The sequence below is a fragment of the Lysobacterales bacterium genome (genome assembly GCA_016703225.1).
In the GTDB taxonomy this organism is placed as follows: Bacteria; Pseudomonadota; Gammaproteobacteria; order Xanthomonadales; family Ahniellaceae; genus JADKHK01.
Genome location: JADJCM010000007.1, coordinates 1 through 17,737, shown reverse-complemented (window position 1 = coordinate 17,737; position 17,737 = coordinate 1). Strand labels below are relative to the sequence as shown.

Below are 17,737 nucleotides of genomic sequence, written 5' to 3'. Positions count from 1 at the left end.
CGCCACCTGTTTGGCGCAGAATCTGCAGTTGCTTGCTCAATCTCGTGGCCAATTGGTATTCATTCTACGATAAGCGGACGCCAGCGCACTACCCTACGTCAAGATCCTTGTCCACCACACGAAACGAGGCAGACCCGTCTTTCCATCCGTATCAACTCCATTCGGCACAACCCGCGGGGTGTTCGCTACTTATCGCCCCGGCGCCTCAACGCTAACGCAAATTGTCTCTTTCGCGGCCTTTTCTGAGAATGAGCTACTTTGAAGATCCATCGTTGCCTCTACGCGTATGATGCTTCCCTGTTCTTCTACAACAATGCTAATAGCGGAGCCCGGCAGACCCGCAGTAACGGTCCCCAGTTCCTTGTTTGAATCCATGTTTGTCCAACCCCGTTTTGCGGTTGCTTGTGCAACTTTGCGAAACGCCTGATCATACGAGATACCTTCAAACGTTTGCCAGGAGCTCGCTTTTTTCGACTTCATGTCGAGCATGCGAAAACCTCGCCCGCTAAAGTTTGTTACGCAAGAGCCCTGTGACTTATTCTTGCTTTCTCTGTCCTCTTTTCCTGCTGCCAAGCTAACATCAGACGGCGCGTATATCATTGCGAATGCCAGGAAAACTAAAATAATCTTCATAATGTGACTCCGAATGATTGGCCAACAGTTTTCCGAATTGGTACCGAATCTCAGTAACTAATCGCGTGACGGGTTAATCGCGAACCCACTACCCCTCGAACCCATCCGTGAAAATAAGCGGTGGCGCACTGATTGAACGGACGGCGCCGATGATTCGCACCATGGGCAGGGACGCCGTTCCTCCTGCCGACAACGAGACATTCGCGCTTCCGATCTCGAAGCTTCCCTGCAGGCTGGTTGCGGTTGCACCCATCGGGATGTCGAGCACCATGTTCCAGGTTCGGGTCGTGCCCGCCGACATCGCGTACAGGGTCGTGGCGGTGCACTCCCAGCTTGTGGGCGAGGCCACGGTGCATGCCGACGCTGAGGTATCCCCACCTTTTCGCGCGACGATGCCCTGCGAAATCAAAGCGATAGCTTGCGGAGCGACATGAGGTCGGTAATCGTTCGGGTGTCTAGACCAAGGATCACCGACGCTCATGCGCCCCAGCGCCATCTTGCCGCAATGCCTCCCCTCTGTCTTCTCCACCCTGCACGCAGCAACCGCCACCGTGCTGCTCAAGGCGCTCGATGCACTGGCTAGTGGTAGCTGGTTGACCATGACCGAGATCGCGCGCCACTGGCCCGGTGCGATGCGCGTCGCCGCACCACTCAAGGCGATCGACCGCCTGCTGCGCAGTGCACCGCTGGAGCGACAGCGTGCCGCTATCTACCAGGCGATGTTGCGTTGGCTGATCCGCGAACCCCACCCGTTGATCGTCGTCGACTGGTCCGACCTCAAGCCCGATGGCAGCTTCAAACTGTTGCGCGCCGGCCTGGCGGTGCGCGGGCGAACGCTGACGCTCTGGGAAGAAGTCCACCCCGAGAAAAGCGCCGGTTCGGCAGTCGTGGAGCGCGCCTTCCTACGCGAGCTGGCGAGCTTGCTGCCGCAAGGTTGTCGACCGGTCATCCTGAGCGACGCCGGATTCCGTCGACCATGGTTCACGGCAGTCACCGCACTCGGCTGGGATTACGTTGGACGAGTGCGCGGCACGGTCCATGTGCAGCCCGTCCGGAAGGCTGCGATCAACGCCGCCGACTGGTTGCCGTGCAGCGCGCTCCACGAACTGGCCTTGCCGGAACGCAGCCGTGAACTCGGTGCCTTTCATCTCGGGCGCACCAAGACCGTAACAACGCGGATCGTTGTCCACCAGTCGCGGCCGAAGGGGCGTCGCGCCTTGACCCGGCGCGGTGCGCGTCGACGCGACAGCACCAGCCAGAGCGCTGCCCGCTCGGCACGCGAACCGTGGGTTCTCGCCACATCGCTTCCACCCGAGCGCGGCACACCGGTGCAACTGGCGTGCCTCTACCAGCGCCGCATGACCATCGAGCAAGGCTTCCGTGACCTCAAGAGCGGAACCTTTGGCGCCGGCTTCGAACACAGCCTGACCCGGAAAGACTCCCGCCTCTCCAACCTGCTCCTGCTGTTCGCACTCGTGCAACTCGCGACCTGGCTTGTCGGACTGCACGAAGAACACCAGGGCCGCGGCGGCAGGCTCGAAGGCAAAAACACCTGCGTGCGCAGCCACCACTCCACCATGCGCCTCGGCGTCGAAGTCCTGCGCCGACCCGCTTGGTGGCCGTCGCCGCATCAACTCCTCCGCTTCCTCTCGCACCTGGCGCATGGCGCTCCACCCCCGCTTCAGACCTGCCCGCTATCATGAAAAACGGGGATACCTCAGATGCCGACGGGTTCATCTGCGCCACCACCGTTCCGCTCAGGTCATCGTAGATGCCGATTTGCGTGAAGTCGTTGTCGATGTTGCCGAGCGTCCACGCCGTTCCTTCGCCGGTCACCATGAATTTCACGCTGTTCACCGTGGCCGAGCCGGTTCCGGCGCTCATTCCCACGGTGGTCTGCATCAGTGTCTGGTCGTTGGTTCCCTTGATGATTCCGGTGGTCGGCGAGCCGGCCGCGAGCGTCATCGAAGGTGCGGGCGGCAATACCAGCTGCCGTGTCGCACCATACACAGCTGCCGCGGGAAAGGTGAAAGATCCGCCCCCTGGCAGCGTGGTGTTTGGTGTGAGGGTCGGCATGAATCCGACGCGCAGCGTGTCGGCTACGCCATTGGCAGCGACGTTCAATATCACCTGAAACTCGCTCGAGCTGTTTACCGGAATCGAATACGTGACTGGAACAGTGCACTCAAAACGATCCGCCGTGACCGAGACATCCACACACGCACTCGGGTTGAACTTCGGCACGGGAATATTCCCGATGCCATCGAACACGCCGATTTGCGTGAAGTCGTTGTCGATGCTGCCCAGAGTCCAGGCGCTGCCGCCGGTCTTTTCAACGACCATCCTCATGGCAGTAAACGAAACGCTGCCACTTCCTGCACCTACGGCAAGATCGAACTTTCCACCGAGCACGTTGATGGCCCCTCGCGGAATGTCTCCCGTCGGCGAACTTGCAGAAAGCGCCATTGTGGGCTGAGGTGGCGGGTCCTGAACCGCACGTTGACCACCTTGAAATTGACTACTTGGAATAGTGGCCATCCCGCCACCGGTGATTTGCACGTTGGGACTTGTCGTAGGAACAAATCCTTGACGCAAGATACTCAGCGGTGAAGCGAGTGGAATGTCAATGAATACTTGCCACTCAGCAGTTCCAGCCGGTGGCAATGTGAAGCTGAGTACAACGTCGCATTGCCACAACGTGGAGGTGAATGTTGCGCCCACGCACGATGCGGGATCGATCGTGGCCAGCGTGTTGTTGGACCCGTCCTTGATCCGGACATTCGAGAAGAAGCTGTCGATGTTTCCGACTGACCAAGGGCTTCCCGGCACGACCTTGTTGAATTGCAGCCTTGCCATATTCCACGTTGCGCCGGTAGTCGATGACAGGGCAAACCGTGCGACCTCTTGATCATTCACGCCTTTGATCAGTGGACCACCTGGTGAGGACGGCGAGACCACCAACGTTGTCTGCCCGAGGGCAGACTGTGTGATGAGAAGGAAGAACAATGCGACCAGCGCTCTCATGACTCCCCCTGGATCAACCGACCTCTCCCTGCGGAGACAGCTGCAGCGCCGCCTTGCCTGCGGCAAGCCCGGCGCGCCGCGGCAAGGCTAGCGGCAGCGCACTTGCATCAGTGGAACCACAATTGGCGAACGTGCACCTTCGACGGTCACGAATCGGACGACGACGTGCTGGCGATCGTCGCGGTGCGGAAGGCGGCGGCAGCACGTTGTCGTTGGTTCGGATCCGGATGCAGGCAGCCGTCGATCAGCATGCGCCACGGCTCGGGCAGGGAGTCGGCCAGGGCATTGCGCGGCGGCCCCTGGGGGCGCAGCAGCGAAAGTCGGCGGTGGTGTTCATCGAGCCCCTGCCAGGCCCAGGGCAGAGCCTGCGTCATGGTTTCATGTGCGAGCACCCCGAGGGCCCACCAGTCCGCAGCCGCTGTGGGCTGCTCGCAACTGAGCGACTCGGGTGAGAAATAGGCCGGTGTTCCGACGATCGCATCGGTCGAGGTCATGCGCGTGTCGGCGTCGGGCTGCAGGGCGACACCGAAGTCGATCAGAACCGCGCTGCCATCGGCTCGCACCAGCACGTTCTGCGGCTTGACGTCGCGATGCACGAGGCCGCGTCCATGAACCGCGAACAATGCCTCGATCACGCCGAAGACGATGGTGCGAGCTTGCATCTCCTGCAGACCTTGCTCGATGCAATGATCCAGGCGGTGCCCGCCGATCCATGGCATCGCCAGGAAGTAGCCTTGTGCGCAGGGACCATGCGCCAGCAGCGCCACGACATTCGGATGCTGGATCGTGCCCAGCACCTCGGCCTCGCGCCGCAGCCGCGCGAGCCTCTCGATCGACGCCTCTGACCGGATCACCTTGATCGCGCTCCAGTCGGCATCGCCTTGGGCCTTGCCGAGGAACACGCGCCCCATGCCGCCCGCACCCAACACTGCCAGGCACCGATAGGGACCGATCACCGTCGCTTCCTCCTGGAGGATGACGGCCAAGGGCTTGCATGCCGGCGCATATTGGGCGAAGGCTTCGCGCTGCAGGCGCCACCCGAGCCCCTTGGTGTCGATCAGTCCGCGCTGCAGCAGGCGCTCGATGCAACGTTCGACGGTCGCCGCGAACGCGGCGACGCCGCCCGTCTCCTGCAACACTAGGGTCTGCGCCGCACGCAACTCGATTCCCTGCGCGCAAGCCCCGAGCATGACCCTCTCCAGCGGTTCCAGTCCGATCCACTCTCCGGTGAGCGCATGCTGTAGCCGGTCGTGCGCCTCCTGCGCCGCACGCCGCGCGCGACGCGCTTTCGCCGCGAGCCAGGCGCTGAGTCCGAGCAGCGCGAGCAGGACGCTCCCGAGCAGCGGCGCGAACCACCACTGTGCATAGACGGGCAGACGGGCGCGCAGGGTGATGGTGCTGTAAGGACCGGCCAACCCGTCCTGGCGGAATTGCACCTGCACCGTAGTGGTCGCGGACCGAAGGAACCCCAATTCGATGCGTCCGGGTCGAGAAGCCTGGACGGCCGCCGCCGAATCGACGCGGTACCAGGTCTCGATGCGCTCCGGATCCTCATTCGTCGCGAGGCGCAAGGTGACCGGATGCGCTGCATCGAGCGTGTCCGTTCGAGCGACTTCGCGGTTGTCGACCAGAACCGCCGCAAGACCCGGGGCCGCAAGACCTTGCGACGGTGGCGCACGTGCCACGACCAACCCGCCCGGCGTGGCGATCCGCAAGCCGCCGTCGGGCGTCGCCACGGCGGCCGGGAAATTGTCTGGATGCGCCGGCGGGTCGACCAGCCCTTCGCGCGCGCCGTAGCCACGCCAGGCCGGCACGCCACCGTCGGCCATCGCTTTCCACGAAACAATCCAGAACACCTGGTTGTGGTCGACCATCACCGGGGCTGCCCAGAGCGTCGGCTGCGCAGGGTCACCGCTGGCCGCGATCATTGCGAAACGCTGGGACGGCAGTCCCTCGGCAATCCCGTAGCGCTGCAGACCGCCGTCTGCTGATCGCCGAACCAGTCCGGAGCCATCGGTCGCCAGCCAAACGTCGCCGTTTTCGAGCACCACCAACGAACGAATCGTCGCGGCATCCAGGTCGCGCGTGTCGATGCTCTCGGGCACCACGGCGGAACCCGTGGCTGGAATGCGCCACAGCCGGTCGCCCACCACCCACAGATGCCCGCCTTCGGAAACGATTTGGCGGATCGGTCCACGCACGCTTGCCAGCGCCTCGGCTTCTTCCGCGAACAGCCGGTACAAGCCGTCGGTGGTTCCGATCCAGACTTGCTGCGAAGCATCCACGGCCAGGCCGGTGATCGCGCGACCCTCACCCAGCGTGGCCGACAGATCCATCCGTCGCCACTGTCCGCCCTTTCCGCGATGGATCTCGTGGTCGGCGGCAACCAGCAGCGAACCATCGGCAAGCGCTACGACAGATCGCAGCGTCGCGGCATTCGGCGGCGGGAGGATCGCCAACTGGGTGCCCGACTCGGAGAACTGCGACAAGCCGTGAAACCTCGCGGCCCAGATGCTGCCGTCCGCACCACGCGTAACCGCATTGGCGTGACCATCGCCATAGCTCCCCGGATCGAGCCATCGCTGGTGGATGGGGACATCGCGAAAGACCACGGCTCCACGCCACAAGCCAACCCAGATCGAACCTTGCCGTGTCTCGTGCAACGCCGTGGCGATGCGAAACGGCAGCGCCGCGGCGCGACGCTGCACGCCACCGCGAGGCGTATAGCGCACGACGCCGGTGTCGCCCAATCCGGCGATCCACAATCCGCCGTCGCGATCCAGCAGAATCTGCGACTCGTAGCCCAGTTGCGCCGGCTCGCCACTCTGTCCCTTCGGCACATCGGTCAGGGTGGTGACGTTGCCCTGCACGCTCATCCAGCGCACTTGGTCGCCACCGACAGCAGCGGCCCCGTCCACGCCGACGTCAAAATCGGCGAGGTACTTCAACCCGTTGGCGAGTCGGGCAAATCGCGCATCGGCGACCAGCTCGTCGGTCTCGGTGAGCCGCAGCACTTGTCTGGTGCTGGCTGAAACGCCTTCGAGCAGCAGCGTCTGTCCATTTCGAACCTTGATGCGAGACACCCACACGGCGGCGCGCGAACCGGACAGCCGATGCAGCTGCTCCCCGTCGAGTACCGCCAAGCCGTCGTCGATCGCCACCAGAACGCGCCCGTGGTGATCCAGACCGAAGGCGTGGATGCGCTGCGTCTTCGCGACGCGCTCGAGCCAGGCTCCATCGCGCCATTCGTGCACGCCGCCGTCCAGATCCAGCGCGCGTACGCTGCCATCGCGGGTAGCGAGCATGCTGCGCACCGCCAACGCCCGACCCGCCTCCTGCAGGCGCATGTCCTGCCACTCGAAGCCATCGTGGCGGTGCACTCCCGAGGACGTGCCCAGCCAGACTTGCCCCAGCCGGTCCTCCGCAATCGCTGTCACCGCCGCGCGGCGCGGTAATACACTGCGATGCGAGAACACCTCCATTTCAGTGTTCAACAGGGGACGCTCAACGTCGATGGCCACTGCAGCCTGCGCCAGCAACAGCGACGCGAACGCGAACGCGAACGCGAGCCCGCGCCCGATTCGCCGCAGCAGTCCAGCACTCTCGCGGCGACGGGTGGCGCGCTTCATCATGCTTCTGATTCCAGCACTTTCCGCCTGCGCTGACCACAACACTGCCGCCGCCCCTGCACCCTGGATCCTGCCACCGGCCGCCCCAAACCGCTCGCCCTTCGCCGGCCACTGGGTGAATCCGCAAGTACCGACGCAATCGCTACAGGTCACCATTCTGCCTGACGGCCGCGTCGCAGCGGAAACCCGCGGCGAAACCGCCAGCCTGATACTTCACGCCACCATCGAGTCCGACGTACTGCGCATCAACCAAGGCGACGGCCTCCTCACCCTGCAACCCCCTTCCCCCGATCGCCCAAACTGCCTACAAGGCACCACCCAACGCCCCGGCGCCCAAACCGGAACGCGGGTGGAGTTGTGCAGGGGCGAGGGCTGGTAGCCACGAATCCTTGACCCAATCAATTGGCAAGTAGCCTGTAGACATTGTTGCTGAGCAACCAAGCGACTGGCGTCCCGAACGTACCAACAACGAGTGCCGACAAAGCAGCAGCGACCCTTCCTTTGACGATAACGACAATAAGCAGAACGCCGCTCACGCTTAGCGCCAAGATCCCGAGCAGAGTAGATACGAGCGGAATCGGAATCAGAAAAAGTACCCAGCCCAAGAGCATGGTTACCCACATTGCCCGAACCGGTGCCGTACTTGTTTCCATCACCTCAGCTTCCTCCGTCACCTCAGCTTTCTTCGAAGATTCCGCACGTTCAGCGCGGACGATCCACGCCTTGCACGAAGGCTAGCCGCTGCGCGCGCACAGGAGTGGTGCCAGAATTGGCTTACTTCGTCGACTGAACCAGTGCGGTGAAGGCTTCGCCGTGGACTTCGGACCAGGTGAATCCGGCGGTTTCAACGAGGGCCTTCAGGCCGCCGCGTACTTCGCGGGCGCGGACGTGGCGGTCGAGGGCCTTGCAGGTCTTGCCAAGGCGGCGGGCGACTTCGCGTAGGTCGCGCAACTCGCGGATCAACTCGATGATGCCTTCTGGATCACGCATGGCGCGGGCTTGGCTTTGCAGCGGTCGCATGCCTGCGGCGTGGATGAAACTGGTGAGACTGCCGCGCGTGGGGAACACGTCGCCGAGCAACCGTTGCGCCTTGACGACGTTCCCGGCAGTCGCCCACAGCGCGTCACGCGTGCGCAACCACAAGTGCGAGGTCCGCGCCTGTGGCGATGGGGCCTCGCGCGCTTCGATACACGACAGCGCCGCTGTGGCGGCCAGCGAGACCAGACGAAAAGCCTCCAGCCGCACCGGGTCGAACGCATCACGACTGCCGCGGCGATCGGCATGGATGGCACCCATGAATCCCTCTGACTCCCCGATCAAGTCCAGGCGCTGAATCGGAATGCCAACGGCGTGGCGAATGTCGTTGCGCACCACGCTTTCGGAACTCTGTCCGGTCAGCCGCACAACCTCGAACAGCACCTTGTTTTGCTGACGCACCCGTTCCAGCAAGGTCACCGATCCGAACAAACTGATTTGCTTGTGCGACAGCGGCCGCTCGCCATCGGGCACATACCCGGTCCATTTGCCACTGCTGCGTTCATACATCGCCACCATGGCGGTGTCCGCATCCAGCTGACCACGCGCCACCGCCGCCAACTGCGAAAGCGCCTCGGTGCGCGTATGCAGTTGCGGCAGCCGGGCGAGGAACTGGCCGAGCTTCATGTCGTCTTGCCATTCAGTCGAAGTCATCGAACCCGCTCCTTGGCAGTCACGAGGACTATTGTGCCGGCACCTGCGCGCCCACACCCAAGACCTTCCCTCTCCGGTGCGCAGGCCAGGGTTTGATCAGCCCCGGCGGCCAGCCATGCGGGCAGAGCGAGTCGCCGGCGCCTGCAGGCGCCGACTTGAAAATCATCGCCGTAGACCCATGCGTCATTGGCCGCCAGAGCGAAACCGCAGGCGATTGGCCCGATCCCGACCGGCAACCAGCGGCCGTCCATGCAAAGGACCGATACTGCACTTGCTTCAAACGTCTGGCGCGGCATGGGCCACCGATTTGCCTGGGATTTCATGGTTGCTTCGGCAAGTGCGTTGGTCGCAATGCCTGAAGCTGCGGCGAGGGAACCGACCCGTGCCGCGCCGCCGAACAATCCCGGGGTGGGGCACTGAACGCAGTCCCTTGCGCCCATTGCTGATGACGCTGCACAGATCGGCCCCGTCGCCAATCGCAGGGTGCGCGAGATCGGCCGCCAATGGTGGCTTCAGTATTGGCGTAGGAGCCTCCCTCATCCGGCGCTGCGCGCCACCTTCTCCCGGGGGGAGAAGGAAAAGCAATGGCGTCGCACGATCTTCTCCTCTCCCCGTGCAAGCGCGCTCCGAAAGTGATGAGCCACACGGGCGCGTCAGTTCCGCGGCTGCGCCGCTTGAACTGATCTACATTGGGATTCGACGCGCGTTGGGGAACAGGTTGAGCTTGGAAACTCCCTATGCCTCGCGGTGGCGTTGGATCAGGTCACGCATCGCCTCCGAGACCGCGAACTGGTCCGGGGTGTAGCCGCGTTCGGTTTCGGCGTTGGGGTTGGCGCCGGCTGCGAGCAGCAGCCGTGCGGCGGAGAGGCGGTCATGGCGAGCGGCGAAGTTGAGCGGGGTATTGCCATCGCCATCACTGGATTCGAGGTCGGCGCCGCGTGCGATCAAGGCACGCACCAGCGCGTCGTCCGGGCAGTGGCGCATGGCCGCGTGCAGCATCGAGATCTCTGGGCAGGTGCCGTTCGCGTCGGCGCCATCGGCGAGCAGCCAGAGCGCGGCGTCGGCATGGCCGTTGCGGATCGCTGCGGCGAGCGCGGTGCTGCGATGCCAGCCGCTGCCGAAGACGCGGCGCGCGCTGACCCGATCCGCCTCGACCAGGCGACGCATCGCGGCGACGTCGCCGAGACTCGCGGCGCAGAGCAGATCGTGTGCGGCGCCGAGCCGCAGCAGCTGCTGCACCGTCTGCGCGTGGCCATGGAAAGCGGCGACATCGACGCCCGGCTCGCCCTGCGCCGTGCGCGCGGTGGCCACTGCCAGCGCACCGATCTGATCGGCGAACAGGGACAACACCGCATCGAGTCCGCCGCGCGCGGCCGCAGTCACGGCGTTGTCGCCTTGCGCACCATGCCGCAGTGGATCGACGCCGAGCACGATCAGGTCACGCAGCAGCCGCAGGCGCACCACGGCTTCACGCGGCGACCAGTGCGCGCCGCAGCCGCGCACGAACAGCAGCAACACGTTGCTGCCTTCGTGGTCGCGAACATCGACCGCGGCGCCGCGTGCGAGCAGGGCATCGAGGCCGGCGGCACAGGTATTGTAGGTCGCGGTCATCAGCGGCGTCTGTCCGGCATCGTTGCGCGCGTCGATGTCGGCGCCGCGACGGATGACCTCGTCGAGCAGACCATGCACCGGCGGATACGGTGCCATGCAATGCAACAGCGTCTGTCCGATCGGGCCGACGTCGCGCACGTCGACTCCCGCAGCGAGCAACTCCGCGAGCGCCGCGGCATTCCCGAAACGCGCCGCCAGATGCGCGGCGGGCTCGCCAAAGCTGTCGTAGCAATCGGGTGACACGCCCTGCTGCAGCAACCTGCGCAAGGCCTCGACCCTGCCGCCGACCGCCGCCGACAACAGCGCCTGTTCCTCCGGCGAGGATGCTGAATGGCGACGGTCGCCGCTCATTGCGCCGACTCCGATCTCCATACCGCACTCATGCCCGCCCTCCCGAGGCAACCGCTCGGGCACAAGGCTAGCGCAGGACCGAGTGCGCGAGTGTCCACCGCTGTGCTGGGGGGCTTTGCGCTAGCCTGCAGACTCATTCGGAGTTGGCATGGACACCACATCGCCCCGGCGGCTTGCAGTGCAGGGCATGAGCTGCGCCTCCTGCGTCGGCCGGGTCGAGCGCGCGTTGCTGCGGGTGCCGGGGGTGGTGGCGGCGAGCGTGAACCTGGCGACGGAGTCGGCGCAGGTGCAGGCCGATGCAACGGTGACGGTCGAGGCGCTGCTCGCGGCCGTGGTCGAGGCCGGCTATGCCGCGACCGTACCCGCCGCGATGGAGCAGCCGGATGCGGACGCGGCGATAGCGCGCGACGCGCAGGAGTGGGGTCACTTGCTGCTCGCGGTGTTGCTGTCGGCACCGCTGGCCCTGCCGATGCTCGGGCTGCTGTGGGGCCAGCACTGGGTGTTGCCGGCGTGGCCGCAATGGCTGCTGGCGACGCCAGTGCAGTTCTGGCTGGGCGCGCGTTTCTATCGCGCTGGCTGGGCGGCGCTGCGTGCCGGTTCCGGCAACATGGACCTGCTGGTCGCGCTCGGTACCACTGCCGCCTATGGACTCAGTATGTGGCAGTGGTCGGCCGGACACGCGCACGGGGATGCGCCGCACCTGTACTTCGAGGCATCGTCGGTGGTGATCACGCTGATCCTGCTCGGCAAGTGGCTGGAGTCGCGCGCGAAACGCCAGACCACGGCGGCGATTCGCGCACTGCAGGCGCTGCGACCGCTCACCGCGCGAGTGCTGCGCGACGGCGTCGAACTGGAGCTCGCGATCGCGTTGCTGCGGCTCGGCGATCGCGTCGTGGTACTGCCCGGGGAACGCATCGCGGTCGATGGCGAGGTGGTCGAGGGCGAGAGCCAGGTCGACGAGTCGCTGCTCACTGGTGAGTCGATGCCGGTGCCGAAGCAGACCGGCGAGCGCGTCACCGGCGGCGCGATGAATGGCGAGGGGCGGCTGCTGGTGGAGACGCGCGCGCTCGGCGCCGAGACTGCGCTGGCACGCATCATCCGCCTGGTCGAGGACGCGCAGGCGAAGAAGGCGCCGATCCAGCGACTGGTCGATCGCGTCAGCGCGGTGTTCGTGCCGGTGGTGGTGGTGATCGCCATCGCCACCCTGCTGTTCTGGGGGCTCGCGCACGGTGACTGGCCGACGGCGGTACTGAACGCAGTCGCGGTGCTGGTGATCGCCTGTCCGTGTGCGCTCGGGCTGGCGACGCCGACCGCGATCATGGCCGGCACCGGCGTCGCCGCGCGTGCCGGGATTCTGATCCGCGATGCCGAAGCGCTGGAGTTGGCGCGCGATGTCGCGGTCGTCGCCTTCGACAAGACCGGCACGCTGACCGAAGGCCGCCCGCGTCTGCTGCAGGTGCAGGCATTCGATGGCGACGAGGCGCTGCTGATCGGCCTCGCGGCGGCGTTGCAATCAGGCAGCGAACATCCGCTGGCGCGCGCGGTGCTGGTCGCAGCGCGAGCGGGGCATCGCCATCACGGCTGCGCCGAGGTGCGCGCGATCGCCGGCCAGGGCGTGCGCGGTCGCGTCGCCGGGCGCGAGCTGTCGCTCGGCAATGCCCGCCTGATGCAGGCGGCTGGCATCGATCTTTCGTCGCTGCAAGCGCACGCCGATGCACAGGCCGCGCTCGGCCGCAGCGTGGCGTGGCTGGCGACGCCGGACGCGGGCGTGCTGGCGCTGCTCGCGTTCGGCGACCGAATCCGCCCGCAGTCGCGCGCGGCGATTGCCCTGCTCGCAGCGCGCGGCCTGCGCACGGTGCTGATCTCGGGCGACAACCGCGGCGCGGCGATGGCGCTCGCGCGCGAGGCCGGCATCGCCGAAGCCGACGTGCACGCCGAGGTCGCACCGGGCGACAAGGCAGCGTTGCTGGATCGACTGAAACAAGGCGGCCGCGTGGCCATGGTCGGCGACGGCATCAACGACGCACCGGCGCTGGCCGCGGCCGATGTCGGCATCGCCATGGGCAGCGGCACCGACGTGGCCATGCAGACCGCCGCCATCACGCTGATGCGACCCGACCCGCGCCTGGTCGTGGATGCCATCGACCTGTCGCGCCGCACCACCCGCAAGATCCGCCAGAACCTGTTTTGGGCGTTCCTCTACAACGTCATCGGCATCCCGCTCGCCGCCGCCGGCCAGCTCGACCCGGTCATCGCCGGCGCCGCGATGGCGTTCTCCAGCGTCAGCGTCGTCGCCAACACCCTGCTGCTGCCGCGGTGGCGCTCGACCACGCGGCGCACTCGGGCGCGTCGCTGCTAGCATCCCCGCCATGATCGATTGGTCCACCTGCCCGGAAGTCGAACGCGACGCGGCACGCCTTGGCGGCGCCTGGACCTTTCGCGGCACGCGCGTGCCGGTGTCGGCGCTGTTCGAGAATCTCGAAGAAGGTGCACGCGTACAAGACTTCATCGCGTGGTTTCCCGGCGTGTCTGCGGATCAGGTGCGCGCGGTGCTCGAGCACGCCGCACGCAGCGCCGCCGCGGCCTGATGCGCATCCTGTTCGACCAGGGCACACCCGTGCCGCTGCGCGTGCCTTGATCGGTCACGAAGTCATCACCGCCTACGAAGCGGGATGGGCAACGTTGCGCAACGGCGAACTCTTGCTCGCCGCCGAGCAAGCCTGTTGCGGTGTTGCTCACCACCGACACGAACTTGCGCTACCAGCAGAATCTGGCTTCCAGGCAAATCGCGATCGTCGTGCTACGAACGACCCGCTGGCCGCGCATTCGTCCAGCAGCTGCCGCGCGTACTCGACGCCATCGCCCGCTGTAGGCGCGGCGCCTATCTGGAAGTCGAGTTCGATGCCTGAATCCGTGCGGGCCATGCCTAAAACCGATACGACAACCCGACCGTGAAGATCGCGTCGCCCCAGCCGTCCTGGCCGGGTTGGCCGGTGTCGTTGAGGTCGTAGCGGAAGCGCAGGTCGCCGCGCAGCAGCAGCTTGCCGTTGTCGGACAATTCCCAGGAGCCACCGGTGCCGACCTGCATCATCGCGTCGCGACCTTCGGTGATGCCGCTCGGCGCCTCGAACTCGGAGACGCCGACGCCGACCAGGATGTAGGGGTCCACAGCGGTTCGCGGTTCACTTCGAGGTAGTTGACCGCGAACGTGGTGTGGCTCAGGCCACAGTCCATCGAGAAGTCGAGCTGGTCGGCACCGAGTTCGAACTCGATCACGCGCTTGTCATCGAGCGTGCGCGACAGCGTCAGCACTTCGGCCGAGCCATCCAGCCGAAACGAGTTGTCGGTGATCATGCCGCCGATGCGCGCACCGGAATTCCCATTGCGCGTCGTCACTCGCACGCGCTGCGGCGTTGCCTGCGAGCAGCAGGGCGAGCACGACCAGGCAGTATCGAGCCACTTGTCTCATTCCGGATCCCTGCGTTGTTCCGATGATCGCACCGCGCGCCAACTGAACCACATCGTCGCCAGCGATGCGACCCCGGCCATGGCCGCAAAGGTCGCGACGCCGAATCCGATGCCGCGCAGGCCGAGCATGGCGAAGCTGGTCAGCACGTCGCCGGCACGCCACACCGCGGTGTCGATGAAGGCCTTGGACTTGTACCGCAGTTCGCGCGGCACGCGCGTGTACAGGCTGTCGCGCGCCGGTTGCACCAGGCCGTAGCCGCCGGCGCGCGATCACCATCGCCAGCATGGTCGTTTCCGCACCCGGCAAACAGCCCACCGCCGCCAACACCACGATGTTCATCGCCGCCGCGAACAGCAGCACCGCCAGCGGCCGAGGCGACTCATCAGCAGCGGCGCGAGCAGCAGCTGGAAAAATCATCTGCAGCCCGTTCGCGGCCTGGTCGATGCCGGCGAAGTACTCGGTGCGCGCGATCGCGGTGGTCAGTGTGTCGCGGGCGATGTCGGAATTGAGCGCGTAGAGCATGGTGCCGATGACATCGGAGAGCAGCATCAGGATCGCCATCGCGCGCAGGAACGGATCACGCAGTACCTGCACCGCACCCGACCACAGCCCCCGCCGATCGGCTGCTCGGCGATGCGCGTCGCGCCGCCCGTGCTGCTTCGCCCAATGCGTCAGTGCCAGCACGCACAGCAAGGCCGCACACAGCGCCAGCGCCGACATCCACATCAGCCCGGCGACACCGACCTGCCCGACCAGTTCCTTCGCCGCCGTCGGCCCGGCGATCGCACCGATGGTGCCGCCAATGCCGATCGGCCCGAACAGGCGGCGCGCCCTGCTCGTCGGTGAACAGGTCGGCCATGAAGCTCCAGAACACCGCAACCACGAACAGGTTGAACACGCTGACCCAGATGTAGAACCCGGCCGCGAGCAGGGTGCCGGGCGCATCGGTGCGCAGCAGCGGCGAGAACGCGACCATGCCGATCGCGAAGAAGGCGTAGGTCACCGGGATGAACACCCGGCGCGGATGACGCGCGACGATGGCGCCATAGAACGGCGTCAGCACCAGGGTGGCGAGAAGGTGCCGGTCCACAGCCAGGCAGCGCATCCGAGCCGCCCGCGGCGGCGTCGAGCTGCTCGCGCACCGGACGGATCAGGTAGTAGGAACCGAGCACGAGGAAGAAATACAGCGCCGCGATCGCCGCTGCCTGCACTTCGCGCAAGGCACCGGACATCCGCGACGCCTGCGCCGCTTGCACCTGCTGCGATTGCGCCACGTGGGAACCCGAAGATCGAACCGGGACGCAGTGTAGCGGCCCCGGCTTGCACGTACACTCGGGGCATGAAGCTCGCATCGATCCATGTCTATCCGGTCAAGTCCATGCGCGGCCTCGCGCTCAACGAGGCCCGAGTCGAAACGCGCGGCCTGCAGCACGATCGCCGCTGGATGCTGGTCGATGGCAAGAACCGCTTTGTCACTGCGCGCCAGCATCCGCTGCTGCTGCACTTCGCGGCGGAATCGATCCGCGATGGCCTGGTGCTGTTCGCGCCCGATGGCAGCGCACGCGCCGTGGCCGAACCGCCTGCAAACGCCCCCACGCTCGCGGTCGACATCTGGAAATCCACAAGCCCGGCGCGGCTCGCCGACGCCGCGACCAACGAATGGTTGTCGCACTATCTCGGGTTCGCGGTGCGGCTGGTGCACATGGCGGAGGACTGCCTGCGCGCGGTGGCCGCCGAGTGGTCCGAGCCCGGCGACTTCGTCAGCTTCGCCGACGGTTTTCCGCTGCTGCTGATCGGCAGTGCCTCGCTCGATCTGCTGAACTCGAAACTGGCGCAACCGGTGTCGATGACGAACTTCCGTCCCAGCATCGTGGTGCAGACGCGCGAGGCGCATGTCGAGGATCGCTGGCGCCGCATCCGCATCGGCGCCGCCGAATTCGCCATCGTCAAACCCTGCACGCGCTGCATCCTCACCACCATCGACCCGGACACCGCGATCGCCGCCGCCGACGGCGAACCGCTGGCGACGCTGCGCGGCTATCGGCGCGAAGCCATCGGCGTCACCTTCGGCCAGAACCTGCTGGTGCGCGCGACCGGCCGCATCACCACCGGCATGGCGGTCGAAGTGATCGAATGAAACTGCGCCGAGCATTGGCCCGGCGCGCCCGCTGACCCGAGCAAACCGCCCGTGAGCTACGACTACATCATCATCGGTGCCGGCTCCGCGGGTTGCGTGCTCGCCTACCGGCTCTCGGCCATCCGAACACGCGCGTGCTGCTGCTCCGAAGCCGGCCCGCGCGACTGGAACCCGCTGATCCACATGCCGGCGGGATTCTCGAAACCGATCTCGCGCAAGGGCCTGAACTGGGACTACGGCGCCGAACCCGAACCGCAACTCGACCAGCGCCGCCTGTGGTGGCCACGCGGCAAGGTGCTCGGCGGTTCCAGCTCGGATCAACGCGATGTGCCCATCCGCGCCATGCGCGACTACGACGATTGGTCGGCGCTCGGCGCGCCCGGCTGGGACTGAACTCGGTGCTGCCGTATTTCAGGCGCGCCGAACACAACGCGCGCGGTGCCGATGCACTCCATGGCGACCAGGGGCCGCTTTGGGTCAGCGACCTGCGCCATCACAATCCGCTGTCGTCGGTCCTCCCCTTTATGCCGCCGTCGAACTCGGCTTCGAGCGCAATGCCGACTTCAACGGCGCACGCATGGAGGGCTTCGGCTTCTGGGTGACGCAGCAGGACGGCCGCCGCTGCAGCAGCGCCGCCGCCTACCTGACTTCCGCGCGCGGGCGCGACAACCTGGTCGTGCAACCCGGCGCCCGCGTCGGACGTGTGCGGATCGAACGCGGTCGCGCCGTCGTGGTCGAGTACCGCCGCATCCCGGCGACAGCGTGCGCGTCGAGGCCGCGCGCGAAATCCTGCTCGCCGGCGGCGCCATCAACTCGCCGCAACTGGCTGCTGCTCTCCCGCATCATGCCGGCGACGAACTGCGCCGGCACGGCATCGAGCCGAAGCATGACCTGCGGGGTCGGGCGCAACCTGCACGACCACCCCTCGACGCATGCACCAGTCTTCCACTGTCTGCAGCCGCTCTGGCTGTGACCACGCCAACGAGCTGTGGATCGGCCTGCAATACGCGTTGCTGCGCAAGGGACCAGGCACCCGAACATCGCTCCGGGGCCAGCGGTTTCTTGCGCCCGTCCCTGGCACCGGATGAACGCCCCGACCTCCAGGTTCCACTTCGTGCCGGCGATCCTCGACGACCCATGGCCGCAAAGCGCCATCCCGGCCACGGCCTGACCCTGCACGCCTGCCATCTGCAG

At 66.1% G+C, this 17,737-nt stretch carries 19 protein-coding genes; 9 read left to right on the top strand and 10 right to left on the bottom strand.

Going from position 1 to position 17,737, the window contains the following annotated elements:
* Positions 1 to 189 precede the first annotated feature (189 nt).
* Positions 190 to 633 (bottom strand): hypothetical protein, encoded by a 444-nt coding sequence (locus IPG63_18020; GenBank protein ID MBK6729070.1) that lies wholly within the window; start codon positions 631 to 633, stop codon positions 190 to 192.
* A gap of 88 nt (positions 634 to 721) precedes the next feature.
* The gene (locus IPG63_18015) at positions 722 to 904 is read right to left on the bottom strand and encodes a hypothetical protein (protein MBK6729069.1); all 183 of its coding nucleotides are present in this window, start codon (positions 902 to 904) and stop codon (positions 722 to 724) included.
* Between the two features lie 208 nt (positions 905 to 1,112).
* Here IPG63_18015 and IPG63_18010 point away from each other — a divergent pair, with 208 nt between their 5' ends.
* The 3 genes from IPG63_18010 (at position 1,113) to IPG63_18000 (ending at position 3,109) form a co-directional block, all read left to right on the top strand.
* Positions 1,113 to 2,336: an IS4 family transposase gene (locus tag IPG63_18010; GenBank protein ID MBK6729068.1), complete on the top strand. Its 1,224-nt coding sequence runs from the start codon at positions 1,113 to 1,115 to the stop codon at positions 2,334 to 2,336.
* A gap of 80 nt (positions 2,337 to 2,416) precedes the next feature.
* Positions 2,417 to 2,767: a hypothetical protein gene (locus tag IPG63_18005; GenBank protein ID MBK6729067.1), complete on the top strand. Its 351-nt coding sequence runs from the start codon at positions 2,417 to 2,419 to the stop codon at positions 2,765 to 2,767.
* 66 nt (positions 2,768 to 2,833) lie between these two features.
* Positions 2,834 to 3,109, top strand: a complete 276-nt coding sequence (locus IPG63_18000; GenBank protein ID MBK6729066.1) for a hypothetical protein — start codon at positions 2,834 to 2,836, stop codon at positions 3,107 to 3,109.
* A gap of 694 nt (positions 3,110 to 3,803) precedes the next feature.
* On the opposite strand, the gene IPG63_17995 is transcribed toward IPG63_18000, so the two are convergent.
* The 4 genes from IPG63_17995 to IPG63_17980 all read right to left on the bottom strand — a co-directional run bounded on the left by IPG63_17995 (position 3,804) and on the right by IPG63_17980 (position 10,937).
* A complete protein-coding gene (locus tag IPG63_17995; GenBank protein ID MBK6729065.1) occupies positions 3,804 to 7,289 on the bottom strand; it encodes a protein kinase in 3,486 nt (1,161 codons plus the stop codon).
* 395 nt (positions 7,290 to 7,684) lie between these two features.
* Positions 7,685 to 7,960 carry a hypothetical protein gene (locus tag IPG63_17990; GenBank protein MBK6729064.1) on the bottom strand — a complete coding sequence of 92 codons (276 nt, stop codon included), beginning with the start codon at positions 7,958 to 7,960 and terminating at the stop codon, positions 7,685 to 7,687.
* A gap of 100 nt (positions 7,961 to 8,060) precedes the next feature.
* The gene (locus IPG63_17985) at positions 8,061 to 8,975 is read right to left on the bottom strand and encodes a hypothetical protein (protein MBK6729063.1); all 915 of its coding nucleotides are present in this window, start codon (positions 8,973 to 8,975) and stop codon (positions 8,061 to 8,063) included.
* A gap of 735 nt (positions 8,976 to 9,710) precedes the next feature.
* Complete coding sequence (locus tag IPG63_17980) at positions 9,711 to 10,937, bottom strand: ankyrin repeat domain-containing protein (protein ID MBK6729062.1); 1,227 nt, start codon at positions 10,935 to 10,937, stop codon at positions 9,711 to 9,713.
* Between the two features lie 148 nt (positions 10,938 to 11,085).
* Between IPG63_17980 and cadA the strand changes: the two genes are divergently transcribed.
* Together cadA and IPG63_17970 are read left to right on the top strand one after the other, a co-directional pair.
* Entirely contained in the window at positions 11,086 to 13,296 is a 2,211-nt protein-coding gene (cadA, locus tag IPG63_17975; protein MBK6729061.1) for a cadmium-translocating P-type ATPase, read from the top strand.
* Between the two features lie 10 nt (positions 13,297 to 13,306).
* Entirely contained in the window at positions 13,307 to 13,525 is a 219-nt protein-coding gene (locus tag IPG63_17970; protein ID MBK6729060.1) for a DUF433 domain-containing protein, read from the top strand.
* A gap of 338 nt (positions 13,526 to 13,863) precedes the next feature.
* Here IPG63_17970 and IPG63_17965 read toward each other — a convergent pair whose 3' ends face one another.
* The 3 genes from IPG63_17965 to IPG63_17955 form a co-directional block, all read right to left on the bottom strand.
* A complete protein-coding gene (locus IPG63_17965) occupies positions 13,864 to 14,028 on the bottom strand; it encodes a hypothetical protein (protein MBK6729059.1) in 165 nt (54 codons plus the stop codon).
* Complete coding sequence (locus IPG63_17960) at positions 14,025 to 14,333, bottom strand: hypothetical protein (GenBank protein MBK6729058.1); 309 nt, start codon at positions 14,331 to 14,333, stop codon at positions 14,025 to 14,027. The genes IPG63_17965 and IPG63_17960 overlap by 4 nt, the downstream gene beginning before the upstream one ends.
* Before the next feature lie 69 nt (positions 14,334 to 14,402).
* Positions 14,403 to 14,651 carry a hypothetical protein gene (locus IPG63_17955; protein ID MBK6729057.1) on the bottom strand — a complete coding sequence of 83 codons (249 nt, stop codon included), beginning with the start codon at positions 14,649 to 14,651 and terminating at the stop codon, positions 14,403 to 14,405.
* A 38-nt stretch (positions 14,652 to 14,689) separates the two neighbouring features.
* Here IPG63_17955 and IPG63_17950 point away from each other — a divergent pair, with 38 nt between their 5' ends.
* Positions 14,690 to 14,923 carry a hypothetical protein gene (locus IPG63_17950; protein MBK6729056.1) on the top strand — a complete coding sequence of 78 codons (234 nt, stop codon included), beginning with the start codon at positions 14,690 to 14,692 and terminating at the stop codon, positions 14,921 to 14,923.
* Between the two features lie 60 nt (positions 14,924 to 14,983).
* Here the strand turns inward: IPG63_17950 and IPG63_17945 are convergent, their stop codons facing one another.
* Complete coding sequence (locus tag IPG63_17945) at positions 14,984 to 15,496, bottom strand: hypothetical protein (protein MBK6729055.1); 513 nt, start codon at positions 15,494 to 15,496, stop codon at positions 14,984 to 14,986.
* Positions 15,497 to 15,745: 249 nt separating this feature from the next.
* Here IPG63_17945 and IPG63_17940 point away from each other — a divergent pair, with 249 nt between their 5' ends.
* The 3 genes from IPG63_17940 to IPG63_17930 all read left to right on the top strand — a co-directional run bounded on the left by IPG63_17940 (position 15,746) and on the right by IPG63_17930 (position 17,516).
* The gene (locus IPG63_17940) at positions 15,746 to 16,543 is read left to right on the top strand and encodes an MOSC domain-containing protein (protein ID MBK6729054.1); all 798 of its coding nucleotides are present in this window, start codon (positions 15,746 to 15,748) and stop codon (positions 16,541 to 16,543) included.
* Between the two features lie 51 nt (positions 16,544 to 16,594).
* Positions 16,595 to 16,936 carry a GMC family oxidoreductase N-terminal domain-containing protein gene (locus IPG63_17935; GenBank protein MBK6729053.1) on the top strand — a complete coding sequence of 114 codons (342 nt, stop codon included), beginning with the start codon at positions 16,595 to 16,597 and terminating at the stop codon, positions 16,934 to 16,936.
* Between the two features lie 79 nt (positions 16,937 to 17,015).
* On the top strand, positions 17,016 to 17,516 hold the full coding sequence (locus IPG63_17930; GenBank protein ID MBK6729052.1) for a GMC family oxidoreductase: 501 nt from the start codon (positions 17,016 to 17,018) through the stop codon (positions 17,514 to 17,516).
* Positions 17,517 to 17,737: the final 221 nt, after the last annotated feature.

Coding starts and splice junctions, on each gene's coding strand:
- IPG63_17970 (MBK6729060.1), top strand. CDS start 13,307: ATGATCGATTGGTCCACCTGCCCGGAAGTCGAACGCGACGCGGCACGC.
- IPG63_17940 (MBK6729054.1), top strand. CDS start 15,746: ATGAAGCTCGCATCGATCCATGTCTATCCGGTCAAGTCCATGCGCGGC.
- IPG63_17995 (MBK6729065.1), bottom strand. CDS start 7,289: ATGATGAAGCGCGCCACCCGTCGCCGCGAGAGTGCTGGACTGCTGCGG.
- IPG63_17980 (MBK6729062.1), bottom strand. CDS start 10,937: ATGAGCGGCGACCGTCGCCATTCAGCATCCTCGCCGGAGGAACAGGCG.
- IPG63_17985 (MBK6729063.1), bottom strand. CDS start 8,975: ATGACTTCGACTGAATGGCAAGACGACATGAAGCTCGGCCAGTTCCTC.
- cadA (MBK6729061.1), top strand. CDS start 11,086: ATGGACACCACATCGCCCCGGCGGCTTGCAGTGCAGGGCATGAGCTGC.
- IPG63_17965 (MBK6729059.1), bottom strand. CDS start 14,028: ATGATGCAGGTCGGCACCGGTGGCTCCTGGGAATTGTCCGACAACGGC.
- IPG63_18015 (MBK6729069.1), bottom strand. CDS start 904: ATGGTGCTCGACATCCCGATGGGTGCAACCGCAACCAGCCTGCAGGGA.
- IPG63_18020 (MBK6729070.1), bottom strand. CDS start 633: ATGAAGATTATTTTAGTTTTCCTGGCATTCGCAATGATATACGCGCCG.
- IPG63_18010 (MBK6729068.1), top strand. CDS start 1,113: ATGCGCCCCAGCGCCATCTTGCCGCAATGCCTCCCCTCTGTCTTCTCC.
- IPG63_17950 (MBK6729056.1), top strand. CDS start 14,690: ATGGTCGTTTCCGCACCCGGCAAACAGCCCACCGCCGCCAACACCACG.